The 18,409-nt window shown below is 64.2% G+C and carries 17 protein-coding genes; 10 read left to right on the forward strand and 7 right to left on the reverse strand.

What is annotated here, in order from left to right:
- Nucleotides 1-30: 30 nt before the first annotated feature.
- A complete protein-coding gene (locus AC5RWO_RS07990) occupies nt 31-261 on the reverse strand; it encodes a metallothionein (RefSeq protein WP_498730748.1) in 231 nt (76 codons plus the stop codon).
- A gap of 318 nt (nt 262-579) precedes the next feature.
- Between AC5RWO_RS07990 and AC5RWO_RS07995 the strand changes: the two genes are divergently transcribed.
- Nucleotides 580-1,047 (forward strand): DUF4383 domain-containing protein, encoded by a 468-nt coding sequence (locus tag AC5RWO_RS07995; protein WP_498730750.1) that lies wholly within the window; start codon nt 580-582, stop codon nt 1,045-1,047.
- 72 nt (nt 1,048-1,119) lie between these two features.
- Here AC5RWO_RS07995 and AC5RWO_RS08000 read toward each other — a convergent pair whose 3' ends face one another.
- Entirely contained in the window at nt 1,120-1,272 is a 153-nt protein-coding gene (locus tag AC5RWO_RS08000) for a hypothetical protein (RefSeq protein WP_498730752.1), read from the reverse strand.
- A 268-nt stretch (nt 1,273-1,540) separates the two neighbouring features.
- Here AC5RWO_RS08000 and AC5RWO_RS08005 point away from each other — a divergent pair, with 268 nt between their 5' ends.
- Nucleotides 1,541-2,335 (forward strand): SurA N-terminal domain-containing protein, encoded by a 795-nt coding sequence (locus AC5RWO_RS08005; RefSeq protein ID WP_498730754.1) that lies wholly within the window; start codon nt 1,541-1,543, stop codon nt 2,333-2,335.
- 152 nt (nt 2,336-2,487) lie between these two features.
- Here the strand turns inward: AC5RWO_RS08005 and AC5RWO_RS08010 are convergent, their stop codons facing one another.
- Together AC5RWO_RS08010 and AC5RWO_RS08015 are read right to left on the reverse strand one after the other, a co-directional pair.
- Nucleotides 2,488-3,213, reverse strand: a complete 726-nt coding sequence (locus tag AC5RWO_RS08010; RefSeq protein WP_498730756.1) for an NADPH-dependent FMN reductase — start codon at nt 3,211-3,213, stop codon at nt 2,488-2,490.
- Between the two features lie 132 nt (nt 3,214-3,345).
- On the reverse strand, nt 3,346-3,801 hold the full coding sequence (locus AC5RWO_RS08015) for an Lrp/AsnC family transcriptional regulator (protein WP_236777275.1): 456 nt from the start codon (nt 3,799-3,801) through the stop codon (nt 3,346-3,348).
- A 175-nt stretch (nt 3,802-3,976) separates the two neighbouring features.
- Between AC5RWO_RS08015 and AC5RWO_RS08020 the strand changes: the two genes are divergently transcribed.
- Entirely contained in the window at nt 3,977-5,224 is a 1,248-nt protein-coding gene (locus tag AC5RWO_RS08020) for an NAD(P)/FAD-dependent oxidoreductase (protein ID WP_498730758.1), read from the forward strand.
- Between the two features lie 67 nt (nt 5,225-5,291).
- Complete coding sequence (locus tag AC5RWO_RS08025) at nt 5,292-5,477, forward strand: FitA-like ribbon-helix-helix domain-containing protein (RefSeq protein ID WP_139006108.1); 186 nt, start codon at nt 5,292-5,294, stop codon at nt 5,475-5,477.
- Nucleotides 5,478-5,553: 76 nt separating this feature from the next.
- Here the strand turns inward: AC5RWO_RS08025 and AC5RWO_RS08030 are convergent, their stop codons facing one another.
- Nucleotides 5,554-6,864, reverse strand: a complete 1,311-nt coding sequence (locus AC5RWO_RS08030) for an Nramp family divalent metal transporter (protein WP_498730760.1) — start codon at nt 6,862-6,864, stop codon at nt 5,554-5,556.
- Nucleotides 6,865-7,236: 372 nt separating this feature from the next.
- Between AC5RWO_RS08030 and AC5RWO_RS08035 the strand changes: the two genes are divergently transcribed.
- The 4 genes from AC5RWO_RS08035 to AC5RWO_RS08050 are packed head-to-tail and all read left to right on the forward strand — an operon-like array spanning nt 7,237 to nt 12,702.
- The gene (locus AC5RWO_RS08035; protein ID WP_498730762.1) at nt 7,237-8,811 is read left to right on the forward strand and encodes a pyridoxal phosphate-dependent decarboxylase family protein; all 1,575 of its coding nucleotides are present in this window, start codon (nt 7,237-7,239) and stop codon (nt 8,809-8,811) included.
- Nucleotides 8,808-10,211 carry a lysine N(6)-hydroxylase/L-ornithine N(5)-oxygenase family protein gene (locus AC5RWO_RS08040; RefSeq protein ID WP_498730763.1) on the forward strand — a complete coding sequence of 468 codons (1,404 nt, stop codon included), beginning with the start codon at nt 8,808-8,810 and terminating at the stop codon, nt 10,209-10,211. The genes AC5RWO_RS08035 and AC5RWO_RS08040 overlap by 4 nt, the downstream gene beginning before the upstream one ends.
- The gene (locus AC5RWO_RS08045; protein WP_498730765.1) at nt 10,208-10,741 is read left to right on the forward strand and encodes a GNAT family N-acetyltransferase; all 534 of its coding nucleotides are present in this window, start codon (nt 10,208-10,210) and stop codon (nt 10,739-10,741) included. Before AC5RWO_RS08040 ends, AC5RWO_RS08045 begins: the two co-directional genes overlap by 4 nt.
- The gene (locus AC5RWO_RS08050) at nt 10,738-12,702 is read left to right on the forward strand and encodes an IucA/IucC family protein (protein ID WP_498730766.1); all 1,965 of its coding nucleotides are present in this window, start codon (nt 10,738-10,740) and stop codon (nt 12,700-12,702) included. Before AC5RWO_RS08045 ends, AC5RWO_RS08050 begins: the two co-directional genes overlap by 4 nt.
- Nucleotides 12,703-12,815: 113 nt before the next feature.
- On the opposite strand, the gene AC5RWO_RS08055 is transcribed toward AC5RWO_RS08050, so the two are convergent.
- The gene (locus AC5RWO_RS08055; protein WP_498730768.1) at nt 12,816-13,253 is read right to left on the reverse strand and encodes a hypothetical protein; all 438 of its coding nucleotides are present in this window, start codon (nt 13,251-13,253) and stop codon (nt 12,816-12,818) included.
- Between the two features lie 150 nt (nt 13,254-13,403).
- Between AC5RWO_RS08055 and AC5RWO_RS08060 the strand changes: the two genes are divergently transcribed.
- Together AC5RWO_RS08060 and AC5RWO_RS08065 are read left to right on the forward strand one after the other, a co-directional pair.
- On the forward strand, nt 13,404-14,582 hold the full coding sequence (locus AC5RWO_RS08060) for a glucose-1-phosphate adenylyltransferase family protein (protein WP_498730770.1): 1,179 nt from the start codon (nt 13,404-13,406) through the stop codon (nt 14,580-14,582).
- Nucleotides 14,583-14,659: 77 nt separating this feature from the next.
- On the forward strand, nt 14,660-18,016 hold the full coding sequence (locus tag AC5RWO_RS08065; protein WP_498730772.1) for a DEAD/DEAH box helicase: 3,357 nt from the start codon (nt 14,660-14,662) through the stop codon (nt 18,014-18,016).
- Here the strand turns inward: AC5RWO_RS08065 and AC5RWO_RS08070 are convergent.
- Nucleotides 18,013-18,393 carry a YchJ family protein gene (locus AC5RWO_RS08070; RefSeq protein ID WP_498730774.1) on the reverse strand — a complete coding sequence of 127 codons (381 nt, stop codon included), beginning with the start codon at nt 18,391-18,393 and terminating at the stop codon, nt 18,013-18,015. The genes AC5RWO_RS08065 and AC5RWO_RS08070 overlap by 4 nt on opposite strands.
- Nucleotides 18,394-18,409 lie beyond the last annotated feature (16 nt).

An 18,409-nucleotide genomic window follows, 5' to 3' on the forward strand; every position in this document is an offset into this window, starting at 1 on the left:
GGGCCCCGCCTGAGGCCGTCGGCGTTGGCCTCAGGCGCGGTCCACCACTTCCTGGTGTCCGGATTCCCTGGCACAGTGGGCACAGCAGTACATTCGCTCGTCCGCCTCGACGCCGTGGCCCAGAATGCGGCAGCCGCAGTGCTCGCAGGTGGGAGCCAGGGCGTGGATGGCGCATTCGAAACTGTCATACGTGCCGGTTTTGTCGCCCTTGGTAATGGTGAAGGTCTTGTCGTAATTGCCGCAGGTATCGCAGGTTTCCATGAGCATGTCCTTTCGTGCGGAAGGCGCCGGGACCCGATGCCGCGGCACTGGTAATACTCAGCCTACTTATGGCCCGTGTGGTTCGCCACCGTCATCACGGTGCTTGGCCGCCACCGTCATCACGGTGCTTGGCCGCCGCCGGTGACCGGTGGAACCGCAGCCGAGCAGCCGCCGTCGTTATTGCCGGCGGCAACTTTTCCATATGCTTCGCACCCCTGCAGCAGTAGAATTTAAGTGCTGGTACTCCGTCAGATACGCCCTACCAACAGCCGGGCATGCGCCCGGCGAAAATTGTTACTCACAGTTTTGGGAGGAGAAATGGCCACCGCTTCACCGTCTGCGCATCATGCACATGTCTCACGTGGAAATGTGCGAAACGCTGCGATGGGCTCGGGCATTGTTCTAATTGTTCTCGGCGTCCTGGGATTCATTCCAGGCATCACCATGGCTTATGACCAGCTGGCATTCGCCGCCGGTTCCGAGGCCATGCTCTTCAACGCATTCCAGATCTCCATGCTGCTGAACATCGTCTATATCGTGGTCGGTGCTGCGGGGTGGGCCATGAGCCGCACGGCTGCCGGGGCCAAGGACTTCCTGCTTGGTGCAGGCGCCTTGTATCTGGCCATGTGGATTTATGGCCTGATTATCAATCTGGAGTCCGCAGCTAATTTCATGTCGTTCAACATGGCCACTAACTGGCTGCATTTCATTGTCGGCGTGGTTCTGGCGGGACTGGGGGTTGCGTATATGGTCCGGCACCGTGGCGATACACGGATGAATACCTGACCGGGTTTCCAGGAAGAAGGTGCCCTGTACGCGAAACGTACAGGGCACCTTCATGTGCAGCTTCTTTTCGGCTCAGTCCGTTTCCGGGGTGGCCTCCAGATGTCCGGTGGGCAGATCCTCGTCGAGGGGCTGGTCGGTGTCTTTGTCCGTCTTGCCCGGCTCCGTTACGCCGAGAGCGTGCTCCCGGTCCCCCGATTCCTGCTGGATCTCTTCTTTTGATGCCATGACTACCTCCTGGTGCCGCCTCTGGCTCCGGCTGGATCCATTCCGGCGGGCCATGACCGACGGCTGCCGGTACTTCCACATTAACAGCGTCCGCGCCGAAAAATAAGGGTGTGTGGCACGGGCGCTCTGCAGTCTTCACGGGTCCGGGCGGTAGCGGTTTTATGGCTCACGCACGCCGGGAGCTTCCGGCCATTCCTGAACGCCGGCTGGGAGCTGGATTTGCCAGCGCCTGTTAGCGTCGGTGGTTAACTTGATTGGAAAGGACTTTATGAGCAGCAAGAAGTGGCTTTTGGCCTTGGCCGTGGCGGGTTCGATTTCTGCCGTTACCGCATGCAGTGCCCCCGCCGGAGAAGGCGGAAACAGCGCGAGCACCCAGCAGGAAGCACCGGCTCCGAGCGGCGCGGCCTCCGAAGGCGCGAATCCGGAGGCGCAGGAAATGCCCAAGCCGGACACCAAGGACGTTCCCGATGTGGTGGCGGAGGTCAACGGCGAAAAGATCGCCAAGAAGGACTTTGTCGCCGCCTATGAAGGCCAGTTCCAGCAAATGGCCATGCAGTCGCAAATGGGCGGGCAAAAACTTGACCAGGACCAGCTCAAAAAGCAGACCGCCGATGGCATGATCAGTTCGGTCCTCCTCACCCAGGAAGCAGACAACCGCGGCCTCGAGGCACCCAAGAAAGAAGTGGATGCCACCTTGGACGAGCTGGTGAAATCGAGCCAGCTCAAGAGCAAGGACGAGTTCCTGGCTGCCATGAAGGACCAGGGCATGGACGAGAAAACCGTCATGTCCGAAATCGAGAAGCAGGTAAGAGTGGAAGCGCTCGTTACCGAAGAATCCGGGGACACCAAGCCCACGGAAAAAGAGCTGAAGAAGGCCTACGACCAGGCCAAGGCCCAGCAGGAGCAGATGAAGCAGCAGGGCGGCCAGGGCGCCGAGATTCCGCCTTTTGAGGAAGCCAAGCCGGCACTCGAAGAGCAGCTGAAGGGCCAGAAGCAGAGCGAAGCAGCGCAGGCATTGGTCAAGGACCTGCGTGCGGATGCAGATGTAAAGATCCACCTGTAGCCCGTGTGCGGGACTGGCTGCCGCGCCGCGGCCGGTCCGGGTAGCGAGACAGGTCCACCCGGTCTGGTCCCGCCGTCGTACTTTAAATAGCTCCGCCCTGCCGCACTTCACAAGTGCTGCAGGGCGGAACTGTTTCTGCTGGACCCGTCTGATCAGGCGCTGACGGCCTGCAGTTCGGCGCGGATGGTGGTGAAGCCCTTGGCCCACGGGACCAGTTGGTCGACCATGGGAGCAAGCGTGCCGGCGTTCTGTTCGGTCGGCTTGAAGTCGGCGAAGTTCTCGAAGTCGGTGAAGAGCGAGAACATCACCTGGTTGCGGACGACGGCGATCTGCAGTTCGGCGAGAACGTTGCGCAGGTGCTCGGCGGAGCGGACGCCGCCCATAGAACCGTAGGAAACGATGCCGGCGGCCTTGTTGTTGAATTCCATGTTCAGGAACGACAGGGCGTTGGTGAGCGCCGGCCCGACGGTGTGGTTGTATTCGTTGGCCACGAAGATGAAACCGTCAAACCCGGCGATCTTCGCGGACCAGGCCTTGGTGTGCTCGTTCTGGTAGCTCTGGTACATGGCCGGGGCCGGCTCATCCAGCAGCGACAGATTGAAATCGGCGATGTCTACGAGCTCGAATTCGGCATCGGTGCGGCCGGCGGTCTGGGCCAGCACCCACTCGGCTACGGAGCCGTTCACCCGGCCCGGGCGGGTACTTCCAGTGAGGATGGCGATCCGGGGAAGTCCCGCGGCGCGCTCGGCAGGAGCGGCTTCGGCTACGGGAGCCGGAGCGGCAACATCGGCTGCTACCGGGGCGGGAGCCTGCTCAACAGGGGTTTCTGCGGAGCGACGGCCATTTGACGAGCGGAAGAGGTTCTTGAACCAGGACATGATTACCTTCTGTCTGTTGGTTGATTCTTCAACTATCCTAGAGGCAGGTTCATTGACATGTCAACAAGAGTGCGATGTTACGGCCTGCAGGCAAGGTCACACGTTGAACAGACGGCACCGACGGCAGGCTGGTCAGGGTGCGAGGGAACTGCCGGGCGGACGGACGTATTCGAAAATCACCGTGGTATTGGTGCCGGCCACTTCGGGCCGGAGGCTTAGATTGTTGGCCACGAGATCCCGCAGCGCCTCGGAGTCGGCCACCGCGACATGGATCATGAAATCCCGGTCCCCGGTGACAAAGAAAATACTCTCGACGGCGGACAAGCCGGCCAGGTACTTTTCGAACCTGGTCAGGTTGGACCGCGCATCCGCCTGCAGGCGGATGGAGATCAGCGCCTGCAGACCGCGCCCCACGGCAGCGGGGTCCACGTCCGCATGGAAGCCGCGGATGATGCCGCGCTCCTGAAGTGAGCGGATCCGGCCATGGCAAGTGGATGGTGCGATGCCGGCGGCAGCGGCAATGGCGTTGTTGGGAGTGCGTGCATCGGCCTGCAGCAGCTGCACGATGATGCGGTCCGTTTCATCCAAAACAGCGTGTCGAACGTTGTTCGGCCGGCGGGTATAACTTCCGGCTTTTGTTGAATCACTCGGCATAAATCCAGCTTCGCGCAGAATCATCGTCGAATCAATTGCGACTTGTTTTTAGATTGTTCACACTGGAGGAAATGCCATGTGGCACGAGTCATAGTTGAGGGAGAGCAAAATGTACTCACGCGCACAGTCGCCGCGCACCGCCGTCGTTGTCGGTGCTGGAATGGTTGGCCTGGCTACGGCTTGGCACCTGCAGGAACGCGGGATCGAGGTGACGATCCTCGATCGCTCCGGTGTAGCCGCCGGTGCTTCGTGGGGCAACGCCGGGTGGCTGACGCCCGGCATGGCCATGCCGTTGTCCGATCCGACCTTGTGGTCCTATGCGCCGAAGGCGCTTCTCGATTCGACCGCACCGCTGCACATCCCGGCCCGGCTGGATCCGAAGCTCTGGGCGTTCCTGGCACGCTTCGGCCTGCACGCTACCGCGAAGGCGTGGAACAAGGCGATGGCCGCGTTGACCCCGATCGACCGCATGGCCCTGGACTCCTTCGACGAACTGACGTCGAACGGCGTGGACGCGTGGACGCGGAAGGGCCCCTTTGTCATCGGCTTCGAGCAGGAAAAGGAAAGCGGCCCGTTCATCCACGAGATCCAGCAGGTGGAGAAGGCCGGCCAGCGCGTGCCGCTCAAGCGCCTGGACAATCCGCAGGTCAAGGTGCCCCAGCTATCCGCCGGAGTCTCCACGGTTTATGAAATGGAAGACCAGCGCTTCATCGAACCCGGTCCGTTTGTGCAGGCACTGGCCGACGCAGTGCAGGCCCGCGGCGCCAGGATTGTGACCGGCGGCGAGGTGCACTCGCTTCGCCACGGCCCGCAGGGAATCTCTGTGGACAGCTACGGGCAGGAACCGGTGAACGCCGACGTCGTGGTGCTCGCTACCGGGGCGTGGCTGCCGAAGCTGGCCAAGCCGCTCGGAGTGAAGACGCAAATCCAGGCCGGCCGCGGGTACTCGTTCAGCGTGGCCACCGACGACCCGGCCGAATTCCCCATCTACTTCCCGGCCCGCCGCGTGGCGTGCACGCCGTACCAGGGCCGGCTGCGCATCGCCGGCACGATGGAGTTCCGCGGTCCGGACGAGCCGCTGCAGACCGGACGCATCGACGCCATCCTCGCCTCGGTACGCCCGCTGTTTACCAACATGGACCTGGAAAACCTTGAGGACATCTGGGTTGGCGCACGGCCGGTCACGCCGGACGGGCTGCCGGTGGTCGGCGCCACCCGCTCCCCCGGGGTCTACGTGGCCGGCGGCCACGGCATGTGGGGCATCGTCCTGGGTCCGGCCACCGGCAAACTGCTGGCCGAGCAGATCACCACCGGGCACGTTCCGGATGAGATCCAGCCCTTCGATCCGCTCCGGTAACACCAGCCGCTCCGGTGACAGTGCGAAAGGCCGGGTCTAGCATTGATGTCACACGGAAGGTGGCGTCATGGAGACACTGAGCATTCCCAACCTGAACGCGCGCACCATCGAAGGCCTCCGCGTGCTGGCCGCTTGCCACGGCCGCACACTGGAGACCGAGGCGCGGGCCATTCTTGAGCAAGCTGCCCGTGGCCTGACCGAAGCGGATGAGTTCCTCGCCTCGATCGTCACCCACGACCAGCCGGCCCCTTGAAAGGACTCTGCCCTGCCGCACATTGGGGTTGCGGCAGGGCAGAGTCTTTTAGCTGGGTATGTTTTTGCCCGCGGGGTCAGCCGCCGAAGATCGGGGCGATGGCCTTGACCAGCTGCTGGACACCGAGGATGCCGAACAGCAGGGCACAGATGCCCAGGGCAATGTTGGTGTGCAGCTTGTTGGCCCATTCCTTCGGCACGCGCTTGCCGTTGAGCAGGCCGAGCAGGGTCAGAGCCAGGAACGGCATGAACAGTGAACCGAGTACGCCGTACGCCAGGATCAGGCCGATCGGCTTGCCCAGGATGAACAGCAGCATCGGCGGGAAGGTCAGCCAGAGCACGTAGAACTTGAAGTACTTGCCGCCCACGCGGGTGTCCGGGTGGCCGGATTCCTTCTTGCGCATGTGGCCCCAGAAGTCGGCAAACATCAGCGACACACCATTCCAGACGCCGATGATCGACGAGAACGATGCGGCCCAGAAGCCGACCAGGAAGCCGGTACCGACGACGTCGCCGTAGCGTTCATTGAGGACGCCGGCCAGTTCCAGCAGGCCTTCGTCGCCGCCGCTGATGGAGACGCCGGCGGAGCGGACAACCTCTGCACCGACAATGAGCATGGCCAGGACGAAGACGCCGGTCATGATGTACGCAACTGAGTTGTCGATCCGCATGACGCGCATCCACTTGGGCGTGTACCAGCCCTTTTCACGCAGCCAGTAGCCGTAGGCGGCCAAGGTGATGGTGCCGCCGACGCCGCCGGCGAGGGCCAGGGTGGACAGCAGGCCGCCTTCGGCCGGGATCGACGGGATCAGGCCCGTGAGCATTTCGGGGATGTTGGGAACCGCGATGACAGCCAGCCCCACAACGGTCACAAACATGATGCCGACGAGGGCAGCGGTGATCTTTTCGAAGGTGGCGTACTTGCCGAACCAGACCATCGCGAAACCGGCCAGGCCCATCAGGATCGCCCAGACCCAGAGCGGGAACACCGGGAACAAGGCAGCCAGCGGCAGGGCGGCCGAGGACATCGCGGTGGCACCGTAGACGAAGCCCCAAATGATGATGTAGGGCCCGAAGTACCAGGTGGTCCAGCGGCCCAGTGAGCGCCAGCCTTCGAAGATGGTCTTGCCGGTGGCCAGGGTGTAACGGCCCGCGCCCTCAACCAGGACGATCTTCAGGATGACACCGACGATCACGGCCCAGAACAGTTGGTAACCGAACTGGGAGCCTGCCACCAGGGTGGCGACCATGTCCGCGGCACCGACACCGGTCGCCGCAACGACGAGTCCGGGGCCAACAATTTTCCATTTGGCGGGCTTGCCGCCGTCGTCGTCAATCCGGTCGGCGTGGTTCACCGCTCCGGTTGGCGTGTTGCTGTCAGCTGACATCAGCCATTTTCCTATCCTTGGGGAGATTAGTCCCGGGCTCTGGCGGTATGCGGGCCATCACGGGGACCCGTGTATTGTTTCACAACTTCCGACCGGGCAGTCAGTAATACGTGGCCAGCACTACGGCCGGAGCGATGGGCGGGGTCATTTTGTCGGCAAGCGGATTTCGGCCCGCCCCGCGCTTGGCAAAGTCGCGTGCGCAAATTTTCCACCGGGAGCGGCCCATGCGGAAGAGGTAATGCGAAGATTCCACGTTTAAGTCCCAAGATTTCCTCACTCTCGACCAATTAGGGCACAAAAGTTTGACGCAAAGGTAAGCCTAAGTAAGGGTTGCCTTTGTTCCTTTCCCCGGCTACTTCAGGGAGTCTGCTGATGACTTTGCTGCCCCAAACGGAAGAGCGGGCCGACTTCGGCTCGCGGATCGAACTGGCTCTCGCCGCCAGCAACCAGCTCTTCAACGCCCGCAATTCCCCGCGCTATGTGGCCGATGTGCTGCAGGCGGTCAATCTCGTCGCCACCAAGGTCTCCCGCGTCGACCGGCCCTTCACCGGAATCGCCCCGGCACAGCTGGCCCCCGTGGTGGAGGCCGTCGACCTGGAAGCCCCGTTGGCGGACACTGCCGCTGCGCTGGAGGAGCTCGAAACCCTCTACCTTCGCGACGCCGTCTACTTCCACGACAGCCAGTACGCGGCCCATTTGAACTGCCCGGTGGTCATCCCCGCACTCGTGGGTGAGGCCGTCCTCTCAGCTGTGAATTCCTCGCTGGACACCTGGGACCAGAGCGCCGGCGCCACCCTGATGGAACGCCGGTTGATCGACTGGACCGCCGGCCGGCTGTGTCTGGGACCGGCGGCGGATGGCGTGTTCACCAGCGGCGGCACGCAGTCCAACCTGCAGGCCCTGCTGATCGCCCGCAACCATGCCGTCAGCCGGCTTCGGCAGGATCCGGCCCTTGCCTCCGAACGCCTGCCCGGCCTGCTGGACAGGCTGCGGATTTTCGCCTCCGAGGCAAGCCACTTCAGTATCGAAAAGTCCTCCTCGCTCCTGGGCCTGGGGTACGACGGCGTCATTCAGGTTCCGTGCGACGCCCACCAACGGATGGACCCGGCTGCCCTGCGAGAGGCTCTTGCAGCCAGCCGGGCCCGGGGCGAATTCCCGCTGGCCATCGTGGCGACGGCGGGCACCACCGACTTCGGCAGCATCGATCCGCTCGCCGCCCTGTCAACGCTGGCCGAGGAGTTCGGCGCGTGGCTCCACGTGGATGCGGCCTATGGCGGCGGGCTCATCACCTCGCTGCGGCACGGGCACTTGCTGGACGGGATCGGTGCCGCAGATTCCGTCACAGTGGATTACCACAAGACGTTCTTCCAGCCGGTCAGCTCCAGCGCCATCCTCGTGCGCGACGGCGCCATGCTGGGGCACGTGGCCTACTACGCGGATTATCTGAACCCGCAGAGCACGGCAGGCACCGTTTCCCTCAACCAGGTGGACAAGAGCATCCAGACCACCCGGCGCTTCGATGCCCTTAAGCTGTGGCTGACCCTGCGGATCATGGGGCCGGACGGTATCGGTGCCCTGCTGGATGAGTCAATCGACTTGGCCCGGCAGGCCGGCGAACTGCTGGCGAATGATCCGGACTTCGAGCTCGCCGCCCCGGCCCAGCTGAGCACTCTGGTCTTCCGCTACCTGCCGCAGGCTCCGGACTGCGTGGACGGCCCCAACGGCACCGTCGGCTTCGACGGAGAAACGGCAGACGCCCTCAACCTCCACATCCGCCAGGCCATCTTCGCTTCGGGCAAAGCAGTCATCGCCGGGACCAAGGTTGATGGCCGGCACTACCTGAAGTTCACCCTGCTCAATGCGGAGACCACGCTGGAAGACCTGCAGGAGATCCTCGCCCTGGTCCGGAACATCGGTGCCGGCTACTTGGCGGGAGAGCGGGCATGAACACCAAAATCCACGACTTCATCGCCATCGGCGTCGGCCCCTTCAACCTGGGCCTGGCCGCCCTCACCGAACCGATCCCCGAGCTCGACGGCCTGTTCCTGGATGCCCGCCCCGGCTTCGACTGGCATCCCGGTATGCTGCTCCAGGATGCCCATCTGCAGGTGCCCTTCCTGGCCGATCTGGTCACCCTCGCCGACCCCACGTCGTCGTACTCCTTCCTGAATTACCTGAAGGACACCGGACGGCTGTACCCGTTCTACATCCGCGAAAACTTCTACCCGCTCCGCGCGGAATTCAACCAGTACTGCCAATGGGTGGCGGCCAAGCTGCCCAACGTCCGGTTCGGCGAGCGCGTGGTCCACGTCGGCTATGACGACGGCGGTTACGAAGTCCGCACGCAAAACACCGGCACCGGCGATGAAACCGTCAGCCGCGCCCGCCGGCTGGTGCTGGGCACCGGGACGGAGCCCTTCGTCCCGGAGTCCTGCCGCGGCATCCTCGATGCCGGCGGAACCACGCTGCACAACTCGCAGTATGTGGAGCGGAAACGCGAACTGCAGGACAGCGCCAGCATCACCATTGTCGGCAGCGGCCAGAGCGCCGCCGAGCTGTATTACGACCTGCTGCAGGACATCGATACGTGTGGCTACGAGCTGAACTGGGTCACCCGCTCGGGCCGGTTCTTCCCGCTCGAATACAGCAAGCTGACGCTGGAAATGACATCGCCGGACTACGTGGACTACTTCCACGCCCTGCCGGCGGAAACCCGGCAGGGCCTCAATGCCAACCAGCACAATCTGTACAAAGGCATCGACGGCGCCCTGGTCAACGACATCTACGACTTGCTCTACACCAAGAGCTTGACGGGTCCCGTACGCACCCGGCTGCTGACCAATGTCTCGTTGGAGGCGGCGGAGTACAACCCGGTGACCGGACTCCACACGCTGGAACTGCACCACCTCGAACAGGGGCGGAGGTTCGCGGTGGAAAGCGCCGCCGTCGTTCTTGGTACCGGCTATACCTACCGGGAGCCGGATTTCCTGGCCGGCATCAACCACCGGATCCGCCGCGACGGCCAGGGCAGGTTCGATGTGGACCGCGGCTACGGCATCGGCGTCGGGCCCGGTGAGATTTTCGTGCAGAACGCCGAACTGCATACGCACGGCTTCGTCACGCCGGATCTGGGCATGGCCGCGTACCGGAATTCCTGCATCATCCGCGAGATGCTCGGCTGGGAGTACTACCCGGTGGAGCGGCGCATCGCGTTCCAGGAGTTCGGTGTTCCCCCGGCAGCTGCGTCCGGCGTTCGGCCTGCGGCGGCGCAAGCCGATGCCTCCGTGCCTGCCGCTCCGCTGAGCGCTCCTTTGGCCACACCGATGGCGGCCGAGGCGGCGCTGTGAATTTCACCTTTGAGCCCGTTGATCCCACCGCGCACGCACCCCTCCTGCACAGCTGGGTCACGCAGGAATACGCACGCTTTTGGGACATGCTGGACGCCACCGTCAGCGACGTCGCCGGGGAACACTCCAAGATCGCCGCCGACCCGCACCACGAGGCGTGGCTAGGGTGCGACGGCGGTGTCCCCGCCTTCCTGCTCGAATGCTACGAACCGCAGTACTCACCGCTGGCCGGCCGCTACGATGTGCTGCCGGGCGACGTCGGCATGCATCTGCTGGTCGGGCCGCCGGAGGTTCCGCGCACCGGCTACACTGCGGCCGTCTTTCGCAGCGTTATGCAGTTCCTCTTCGACCGGCCCGCAACCGAACGCGTGGTGGTCGAGCCGGACGTGCGCAATGCCAAGATCCTCGCCCTCAACGCCCGCATGGGCTTCCGGCAAGACCGCGTCCTCACCCTGCCGGACAAGGACGCCCTGCTCAGTTTCTGCACCCGCGAACAATTCAGCCAAGCCATCGAAGGAGTCCGATCATGACTACCGCAGCCGATTCCCGCCACGCTTCCCTGCCAACTGAAGGCGTCGCAACCCAAGACGTACCAACTCACGACGCCGCCTTTCACCCCGGTGCCTGGCGGAATGTCACGACACCCGGGCCCACAGCTGGTGAGCCTCTCCATCTGACGCCCGCCCGCTGGGCTGCGGCGAACCGCCATCTGGTCCGGAAAGCCCTGGCCGAGTTCTCGCACGAGCGGATCTTCACACCCGAACCCCGCGGCGGCGGCGCCTACCGGCTGGTCTCCGACGACGGTCGGGTGCAGTATCTCTTCGCCGCCGAGCTGCTGGAGCTGGACCACTGGCTGATCCCCGCTGCCAGTATCCACCGCGTGATCGACGGCGCGGAGCGGCCCCTCGATGCCCTCGACTTCATCACCGAGTTCCGCCGGACCCTCGGCATCAACGAGGCCATGCTCCCGGTCTACCTGGAGGAGATCAGCAGCACGCTGTCCGGACACGCCTACAAGAATTCCGGCCCGGCCGCGGATCCTGCCGCGGATCCGGCTATCCGCCCGGGCGCCCCGGATTCCGCGGCGCTGGCCCAAGGCGTCACGGGTGGGGCAGATCGTGCCTCGGACTTCCAAACCATCGAGCGGTCCATGTCCGAGGGGCATCCCTGTTTCGTCGCGAACAACGGCCGGCTCGGTTTCGGCCTGCACGACTATCTCGCGTACGCACCCGAAACCGGCAGCAGCGTCCGCCTGGTGTGGATTGCCGTGCACCGGGACCACGCGGCGTTCCACGCGATCGACGGACTGGGCTACCGGGACCACATGGAGGCCGAGCTCGGTGCTGCGGCCCTGGCCGCCTACGACGCCGAGCTAACCTCCCGTGGCCTGCTGCCGGAGGGCTACCTGCTCATGCCGGTCCATCCCTGGCAATGGGAGAACAAACTGACGGTCACCTTCGCCGCCGAGATCGCCCGGCAGCACATTGTCTATCTGGGGCCGGGCGAGGATCTGTACCAGGCGCAGCAGTCGATCCGCACGTTCTTTAATCGGAGCACCGGCACCAAGTGCTACGTCAAGACGGCGCTGTCGGTCCTGAACATGGGCTTCATGCGCGGGCTCTCACCCGACTACATGGAGAGCACACCCGCAATCAACGACTGGGTCTACCGCCTTGTCCAGTCCGACGGAACTTTGCAGGACCAAGGCTTCAGCATCCTGCGCGAAACTGCTGCAATCGGCTACCGCAACCGCTATTTCGAGGCCGGCTCGCCCGCCGGTTCCGGACACCGCAAGATGCTTTCGGCACTGTGGCGGGAGAGCCCGATGCCCTCGCTGGCACCGGGAGAACAACTGACCACCATGGCGTCGCTGCTGCACGTGGATGCGGACGGCCAGCCGATGGCCGCTGCCCTGATCAACCGCTCGGGTCTCTCCCCCACGGCATGGCTGACCCGTTACCTGCAGGCCTACCTGGTTCCGGTCCTGCACTGCTTCTACCGCTACGAACTGGTCTTCATGCCCCATGGCGAAAACCTGATCCTGGTGCTGCAGGACGGCGTCCCCGTGCGCGCCATCATGAAGGACATTGGCGAAGAGATCGTGCTGCTGGGCGATACGGTTCAGGTGCCGGCCGCGGCCGCGCGTATTCGGGTCGAGGTGCCGGAGCAGGACAAAGTGCTCTCCATTTTCACCGACGTCTTCGACTGCTTCTTCCGCTTCCTCGCCGCGATCCTGCATGAGCACGGCGAGCTGGACCAGCTTCAGTTCTGGCACACCGTCGCCGCCGTCGTGAGTGACTATCAGGAGCAGCATCCCGAACTCGCGGACGCCTTCGCCCGGCACGATCTTTTCGCGCCGGAGTTCACGCTGTCCTGCTTGAACCGGCTGCAGCTGCGCAACAACCAGCAGATGCTGGATCTGGCTGACCCCTCCGGCAGCCTCCAGCTGCAGGGAACGCTGGCCAACCCGCTGGCCCGCTTCCGGCAGTAAGGACTTAAGCACGCAGCAGCCGCCCCTCCCGCGCCCCATCAGGAAGGACGGCTGCTGCTTGCCCGGCTGGTTTGCCGCTCCCGGCGGCGTTCCCTTCGGCTACCGGCTTCGTGCTACTCGCTGGAAGACGTGTCCGTGGTCAGCCCGCGGTCGTCCGGTTCCTGCCGGTCCTTTTCCGCCGCCGGTCCCGTCGGTTCGCCTGCCACCGGGACTTCAACGGATTCCGGATCGGCCGATGCGTCCTCGGCGGAGGCCTGCTGGGGCGCACCAAGGTCCGGCGAACTTTCCTCGTGCGCCACCGGGGCGGGCCGTCCGTCATTCAGGTCATCGGAACCGCTCTCGGAAGAACTGCTGCTGCCCGCGCCGCTGTCGTCGGAGGAACCGCTGGCCGAATGCCCGGTGTCCTCGGGGGCGGCCTCCGGGGTCTCTTCCGGTTCGAAGGTGCTTTCCTCTCCGCCGGCGCCCATGCCCACACCGTCCTGTGTGTTGGGGATAGTCCCCTCCGGCTCGGTCGTCGGATCCTCTTGCGGATTGCTGGCGTCAGTGCTCATTGACCTTCTCCTTCTCATCCTCAGGCGGCGTTCCCAGGTTGCGTTGCAGTGCCTGCGGCCGGTGATTTCCACGCTAACAGTGCTTGTCGCCAAAGGTAAGGCTCCGCCGTCGTTCGCGTGGAGAAGCGCGGTAGTCAGTAGGCTTGGAAGATGAAACGACCGAGTATCCTGGCAATCATTCTCGCCGGCGGGGCGGGCGGCCGCCTGGGCGTGCTGACGGACCAGCGGTCCAAACCCTCGGTCCCGTTCGGCAGCCACTACCGCCTGATCGACATCCCGCTGTCCAACCTGAAGCACAGCCACATTTCGGACGTCTGGATTGTGGAGCAGTACCTCCCCTATTCGCTGAACGACCACATCGCCAACGGCCGGCCCTGGGATCTGGACCGCACCCACGGCGGCCTGCAGATCCTGCCGCCGTACCAGGGCGCGGACGGCGAGGGCTTCGCCGAAGGCAACGCGGATGCGCTCTACCGGCAGGCCAAATTGATCCGCGATTTCGATCCGGATCTGGTCCTGGTCCTCAGCGCCGACCATCTGTACCGGCTGGATTTCCGGGACGTGGTCGACACGCACCTTCGGGCCGACGCCGCGATGACCATGGTCACCACAGAGATCGACGGCGATGCCTCCCGCTTCGGCGTGGTCCAGGCCGACGGCGGCCGGGTCACCGGATTCGACTACAAGCCGGAGGAACCGCAGGGCAAGCTGGTGGCCGCGGAGGTCTTCCTCTACGACGCCCAGGTCCTGCTCGACACCATGGATCTGCTCGCAGACTCGGAGGCCGGGCTGCAGGACTACGGGGACAGCCTCGTCCCGTATCTGGTGGAGAAAGCAGCAGTGGCGGAGCACCGGCTGGACGGGTACTGGCGCGATCTCGGCACGGTGCCCAGCTACTGGGAAGCGCATATGGAGCTGCTCGACGGCGGCGGATTCAACCTGCACGATCCTGCGTGGCCGGTCCTGACCGCCAGCCCGCAGCTGATGCCCGCGTTCATTGCCGCCGGCGCGCGGATTGAGGACAGCCTGATCGCGGCGGGAGCTACAGTCCACGGGACGGTGCAGCGCAGCGTCATCGGCCCCGGCACCGTTGTGGAAGAAGGCGCCGTCGTCGCGGATTCGGTCCTCCTGCGCAACGTCGGTGTGGGCCCGGATGCCCAGCTGGTCCGGGTCATCGCCGACGATGGCGTCGTCGTCGGCCGCAATGCGAAGATCGGCGGCGACGGCGACATCACCGTTCTCGGCGCCCGAGCCCAGATTCCGGCGAACCGGTTGGTTGCCGCGGGGACGGAAATCGAACCGGACAACAGCACAACCGCCAGCAAATAGGTACGCCGCCACCGCGGCTGTGAGCTCAGCGCGAACCCGGCCACGGCCTGTCGGCGGTGCGTGACAAGATGGAAGACGTGCCCCAACTTTCTTTTCCGCAGGTGGATGCCGGCGAGATCATCCGCCATGTCGGCGGTGCCGCCTTTGCCCGCGGCAAAGCTTACTCCTCGGGCAACGCCGTCGAGGACCTGACCTGGGATCCGGACACCGGCGTGCTGCAGAGCCGGGTCAACGGCACCGCTGCGGTGCCGTACCGCTGCCGGGTCCAGCTCAAGAAGAAGCACGACGCCGGGTACAGCCTGCTCGATAATTCCTGCAGCTGCCCGGTGGGTTACGACTGCAAACACGTGGCAGCCACCCTCTTGTACGGCAACCTGATGAATCTGCGCGCGAACGAGGAATTCAAGCTGTCCGCTGATCCCGCTCCATTTGCCGGTTACGGCGCATCGGCTTCTCCGGCGGTTCCGCAGTGGCAGCAGGCGCTGGACTCGTTGCTGGCAGCGGGACCGCAGTCCACCCCGAAGCGCGCTGCCAGCAGCATCGGCCGCAAGACGCGCAGCCGCCTGATGCCGCTGGGGCTGCAGTTCGAAGTGCGGGACCAGACCTTGCAGGCGCACCAGCAATGGCGGCCCGGATCGGGCGTGAGCCATAGCGGCCGCGTGCCTACTAACCGGATCCAGCTGGGCGTGCGCCCGGTGGTCCGGAATGATAAGGACCGCTGGGTCAGGAACAATCTGCGCTGGAATTCCATCAGTTTCAAGACCTTCGGAATGAGTCTTGATCCTGAGCAGCACCGCTGGTTTTCGCAGTTCGTGCCGCTCCACCGCGCCAGCGGCCAGCTGCATTTCGGCGAGGACAATGACTGGCTGTATCTGGATGAGTTCAGCAGCCCGCTGCTGTGGCAGTTGCTTGACGAGGCCAAGCGCTTAGGTATTGCCATGCTCGGCGCCAAGGCGGACACCGCGGTCATCATCGGCCGGCACGCCGAGCTCCGCTTGGACGCCCGGGCACCCGAGGCCGGCCTGACACTGGAGCCCTCGCTCTACATCGACGGGACGCCGCAGCCGCTGGAAATGGCCGGCGCCATCGGCAACCACGGAGCCTACAGCTACGACAATGTGCTGCGCCAAATCACGCTTGCTCCCACGCAAAAGCAATTGACTGCCGGCGAGCAGCAACTGCTGCAGCGGCCCGCCGCCGTCGCCGTTCCCGAGCAAGATGTCCCGCAGTTCCTCGAACAGGTCTACCCCCGGCTGCAGCGCACCATCAGCGTCACCAGCAGCGACGCCTCCGTGGAGCTGCCGGAAATCCTGCCACCGGCGCTGGTCCTCACTGCGACCTACGGCAAGGCGAACAGCCTGAAGCTGGAATGGGTCTTCGAATACGGCCGGAATGAGTCGGCGGCCCGCAAGCCGCTCGAGGCAGACGCGCAGGAAACCGGGTACCGGGACACGGAAGCCGAAGCCGAGTTGAAGGCTGCCGTCCGCAAAATCCTGCACGTTGAGCACATTCCGGCCGAAACCACGGTCAAGGACATGGCCGCAGTGGATTTCACCCAGGAGACCATTCCCCGGCTGGAAAAGATTGACGGCGTGCGCGTGGACGTCGTCGGCGAGCAGCCTGACTACCGCGAGCTCACCGAGACGCCGGAACTGACCATCAGCACCGTGGAAACCGAGCAGACCGACTGGTTCGATCTGGGTGTCATGGTCACGGTGGCAGGCCGCAAGATTCCGTTTGGCGACATCTTCAAGGCGCTGTCCAAGGGGCAGAAAAAGCTCCTGCTGGTGGACAAAACCTACCTGTCGCTGGAACAGCCCGTGTTCGACAAGTTGCGCGAACTGGTGGATGAGGCCATGGCCCTGCAGGACCGCGGCAGCGGCGAACTGCAGATCAGCCGCTACCAGGCCGGGTTATGGGCCGAGTTCGAGGAGCTCGCCGAGGACACGGAGCAGGCGCAGGCCTGGCAGCAGTCGGTCAGTGGTCTGCTGAAGCTTGACCAGGTGGAGCCCACGCCCCTGCCGGCCGGACTGCACGCGGAGCTGCGCCCGTATCAGGCCGAGGGGTTCAACTGGCTGGCCTTCCTGTGGCGGTACCGTCTCGGCGGAGTGCTCGCCGACGACATGGGCCTGGGCAAGACGCTGCAGGCTTTGGCACTGATGCTTCACGCCAAAGAAACCGCAGCGGACGACCTCGGCCCCTTCCTCGTCGTCGCTCCCACCTCCGTAGTGCCCAACTGGGTGACCGAAGCCCGCCGGTTCGCTCCCGGCCTGCGCGTCACCTCGATCACCGATACCCAGGCGCGAACCCGCCGGCCACTGTCCGAGACGGTGGCAGAGGCCGACGTCGTTATCACTTCCTACACGATCTTCAGGCTGAATGCCGAGGACTACCAGGAGCAGAAGTGGGCCGGGCTGATCCTTGACGAGGCGCAGTTCGTGAAGAACCGCACCACGAAGGCACACCAGGCCGCCCGCCACCTGCAGACACCATTCAAGCTGGCCATCACCGGTACACCCATGGAAAACAATCTGATGGAGCTGTGGTCCATCTTCGCAATTACGGCCCCGGGGTTGTTCCCCTCGGCGCTGAAATTTGCGGACACGTACCAGCGGCCCATTGAACGCAGCGGCAGCACCGAACTGCTGGCCAGATTACGACGACGGATCCGGCCGCTGATGACACGCCGTACCAAGGAGGCGGTCGCTTCGGACCTGCCGCCGAAGCAGGAGCAGATCCTCGAGGTTGAGCTCAGCGCCAAGCACCGGAAGATTTACGACACCCACCTGCAGCGCGAGCGGCAAAAGATCATGCGTCTGGTGGACAACATGGACAAGAACCGGTTCACCATCTTCCAGTCGCTGACGCTGCTGCGCATGCTCAGCCTGGATGCTTCGCTGATCCATGATGACTACGCCGCCGTACCGTCGAGCAAACTGGATGTCCTCTTCGAGCAACTCGAGGACGTGCTGGCGGAAGGCCACCGTGCGCTGATTTTCAGCCAGTTCACCAGCTTCCTCAAGAAAGCAGCCGAACGCCTCGATGTCGAAGGCGTCGAGTACACCTACTTGGACGGCTCCACCCGCCGCCGCGCCGAAGTGATCAACCGCTTTAAGGAAGGGCACGCGCCCGTCTTCCTGATCAGCCTTAAGGCCGGCGGATTCGGCCTGAACCTGACGGAAGCGGACTACTGCTTCCTGCTTGATCCCTGGTGGAACCCTGCCAGCGAGGCGCAGGCGGTGGACCGGACGCACCGGATCGGGCAGACCAAGAACGTGATGGTCTACCGTATGGTCGCCAAGAACACCATCGAGGAGAAGGTCATGGCGCTGAAGGAGGGCAAGTCCAAGCTCTTCTCCTCCGTGATGGACGACGACGCCATGTTCTCCTCTAAACTCACCGCCGACGACATCCGCGGGCTACTCGAGGGCTAAAACGCCTCGCGGTAGACCCAGTTGCCGTTGTCGTCGCGCACAAACGTACTGACCTCGTGGTGCTCGTGGTCGGCGCCGTCCTGCCGGAAACGGGCGGTAAATTCGACGGTGCCCATTTTGTCCTGCGGGCTGCCCTTTCGAGTACGGAGGATCTCCAATCCCGTCCACTTCTGTTTCGGATCCAGTTCCACCGCGGTGGGTCTGGTCTCGACGCACCAGGTCTTTAGTAGGTAGTCTTCGGCGCCGACGGCGAAAGCTGAATAGCGGGACCGCATAAGTTCCTCCGCTGTGCCGGCCGCGGCGTCACCTCGGTGGAACCGGCCGCAGCATTCGGCATACTCCTGCCCGCTCTGGCAGGGACAAAGTATAGATTTCACCCGCCCATTATCCCCG

The organism is Arthrobacter sp. B055-34 (assembly GCF_059090425.1).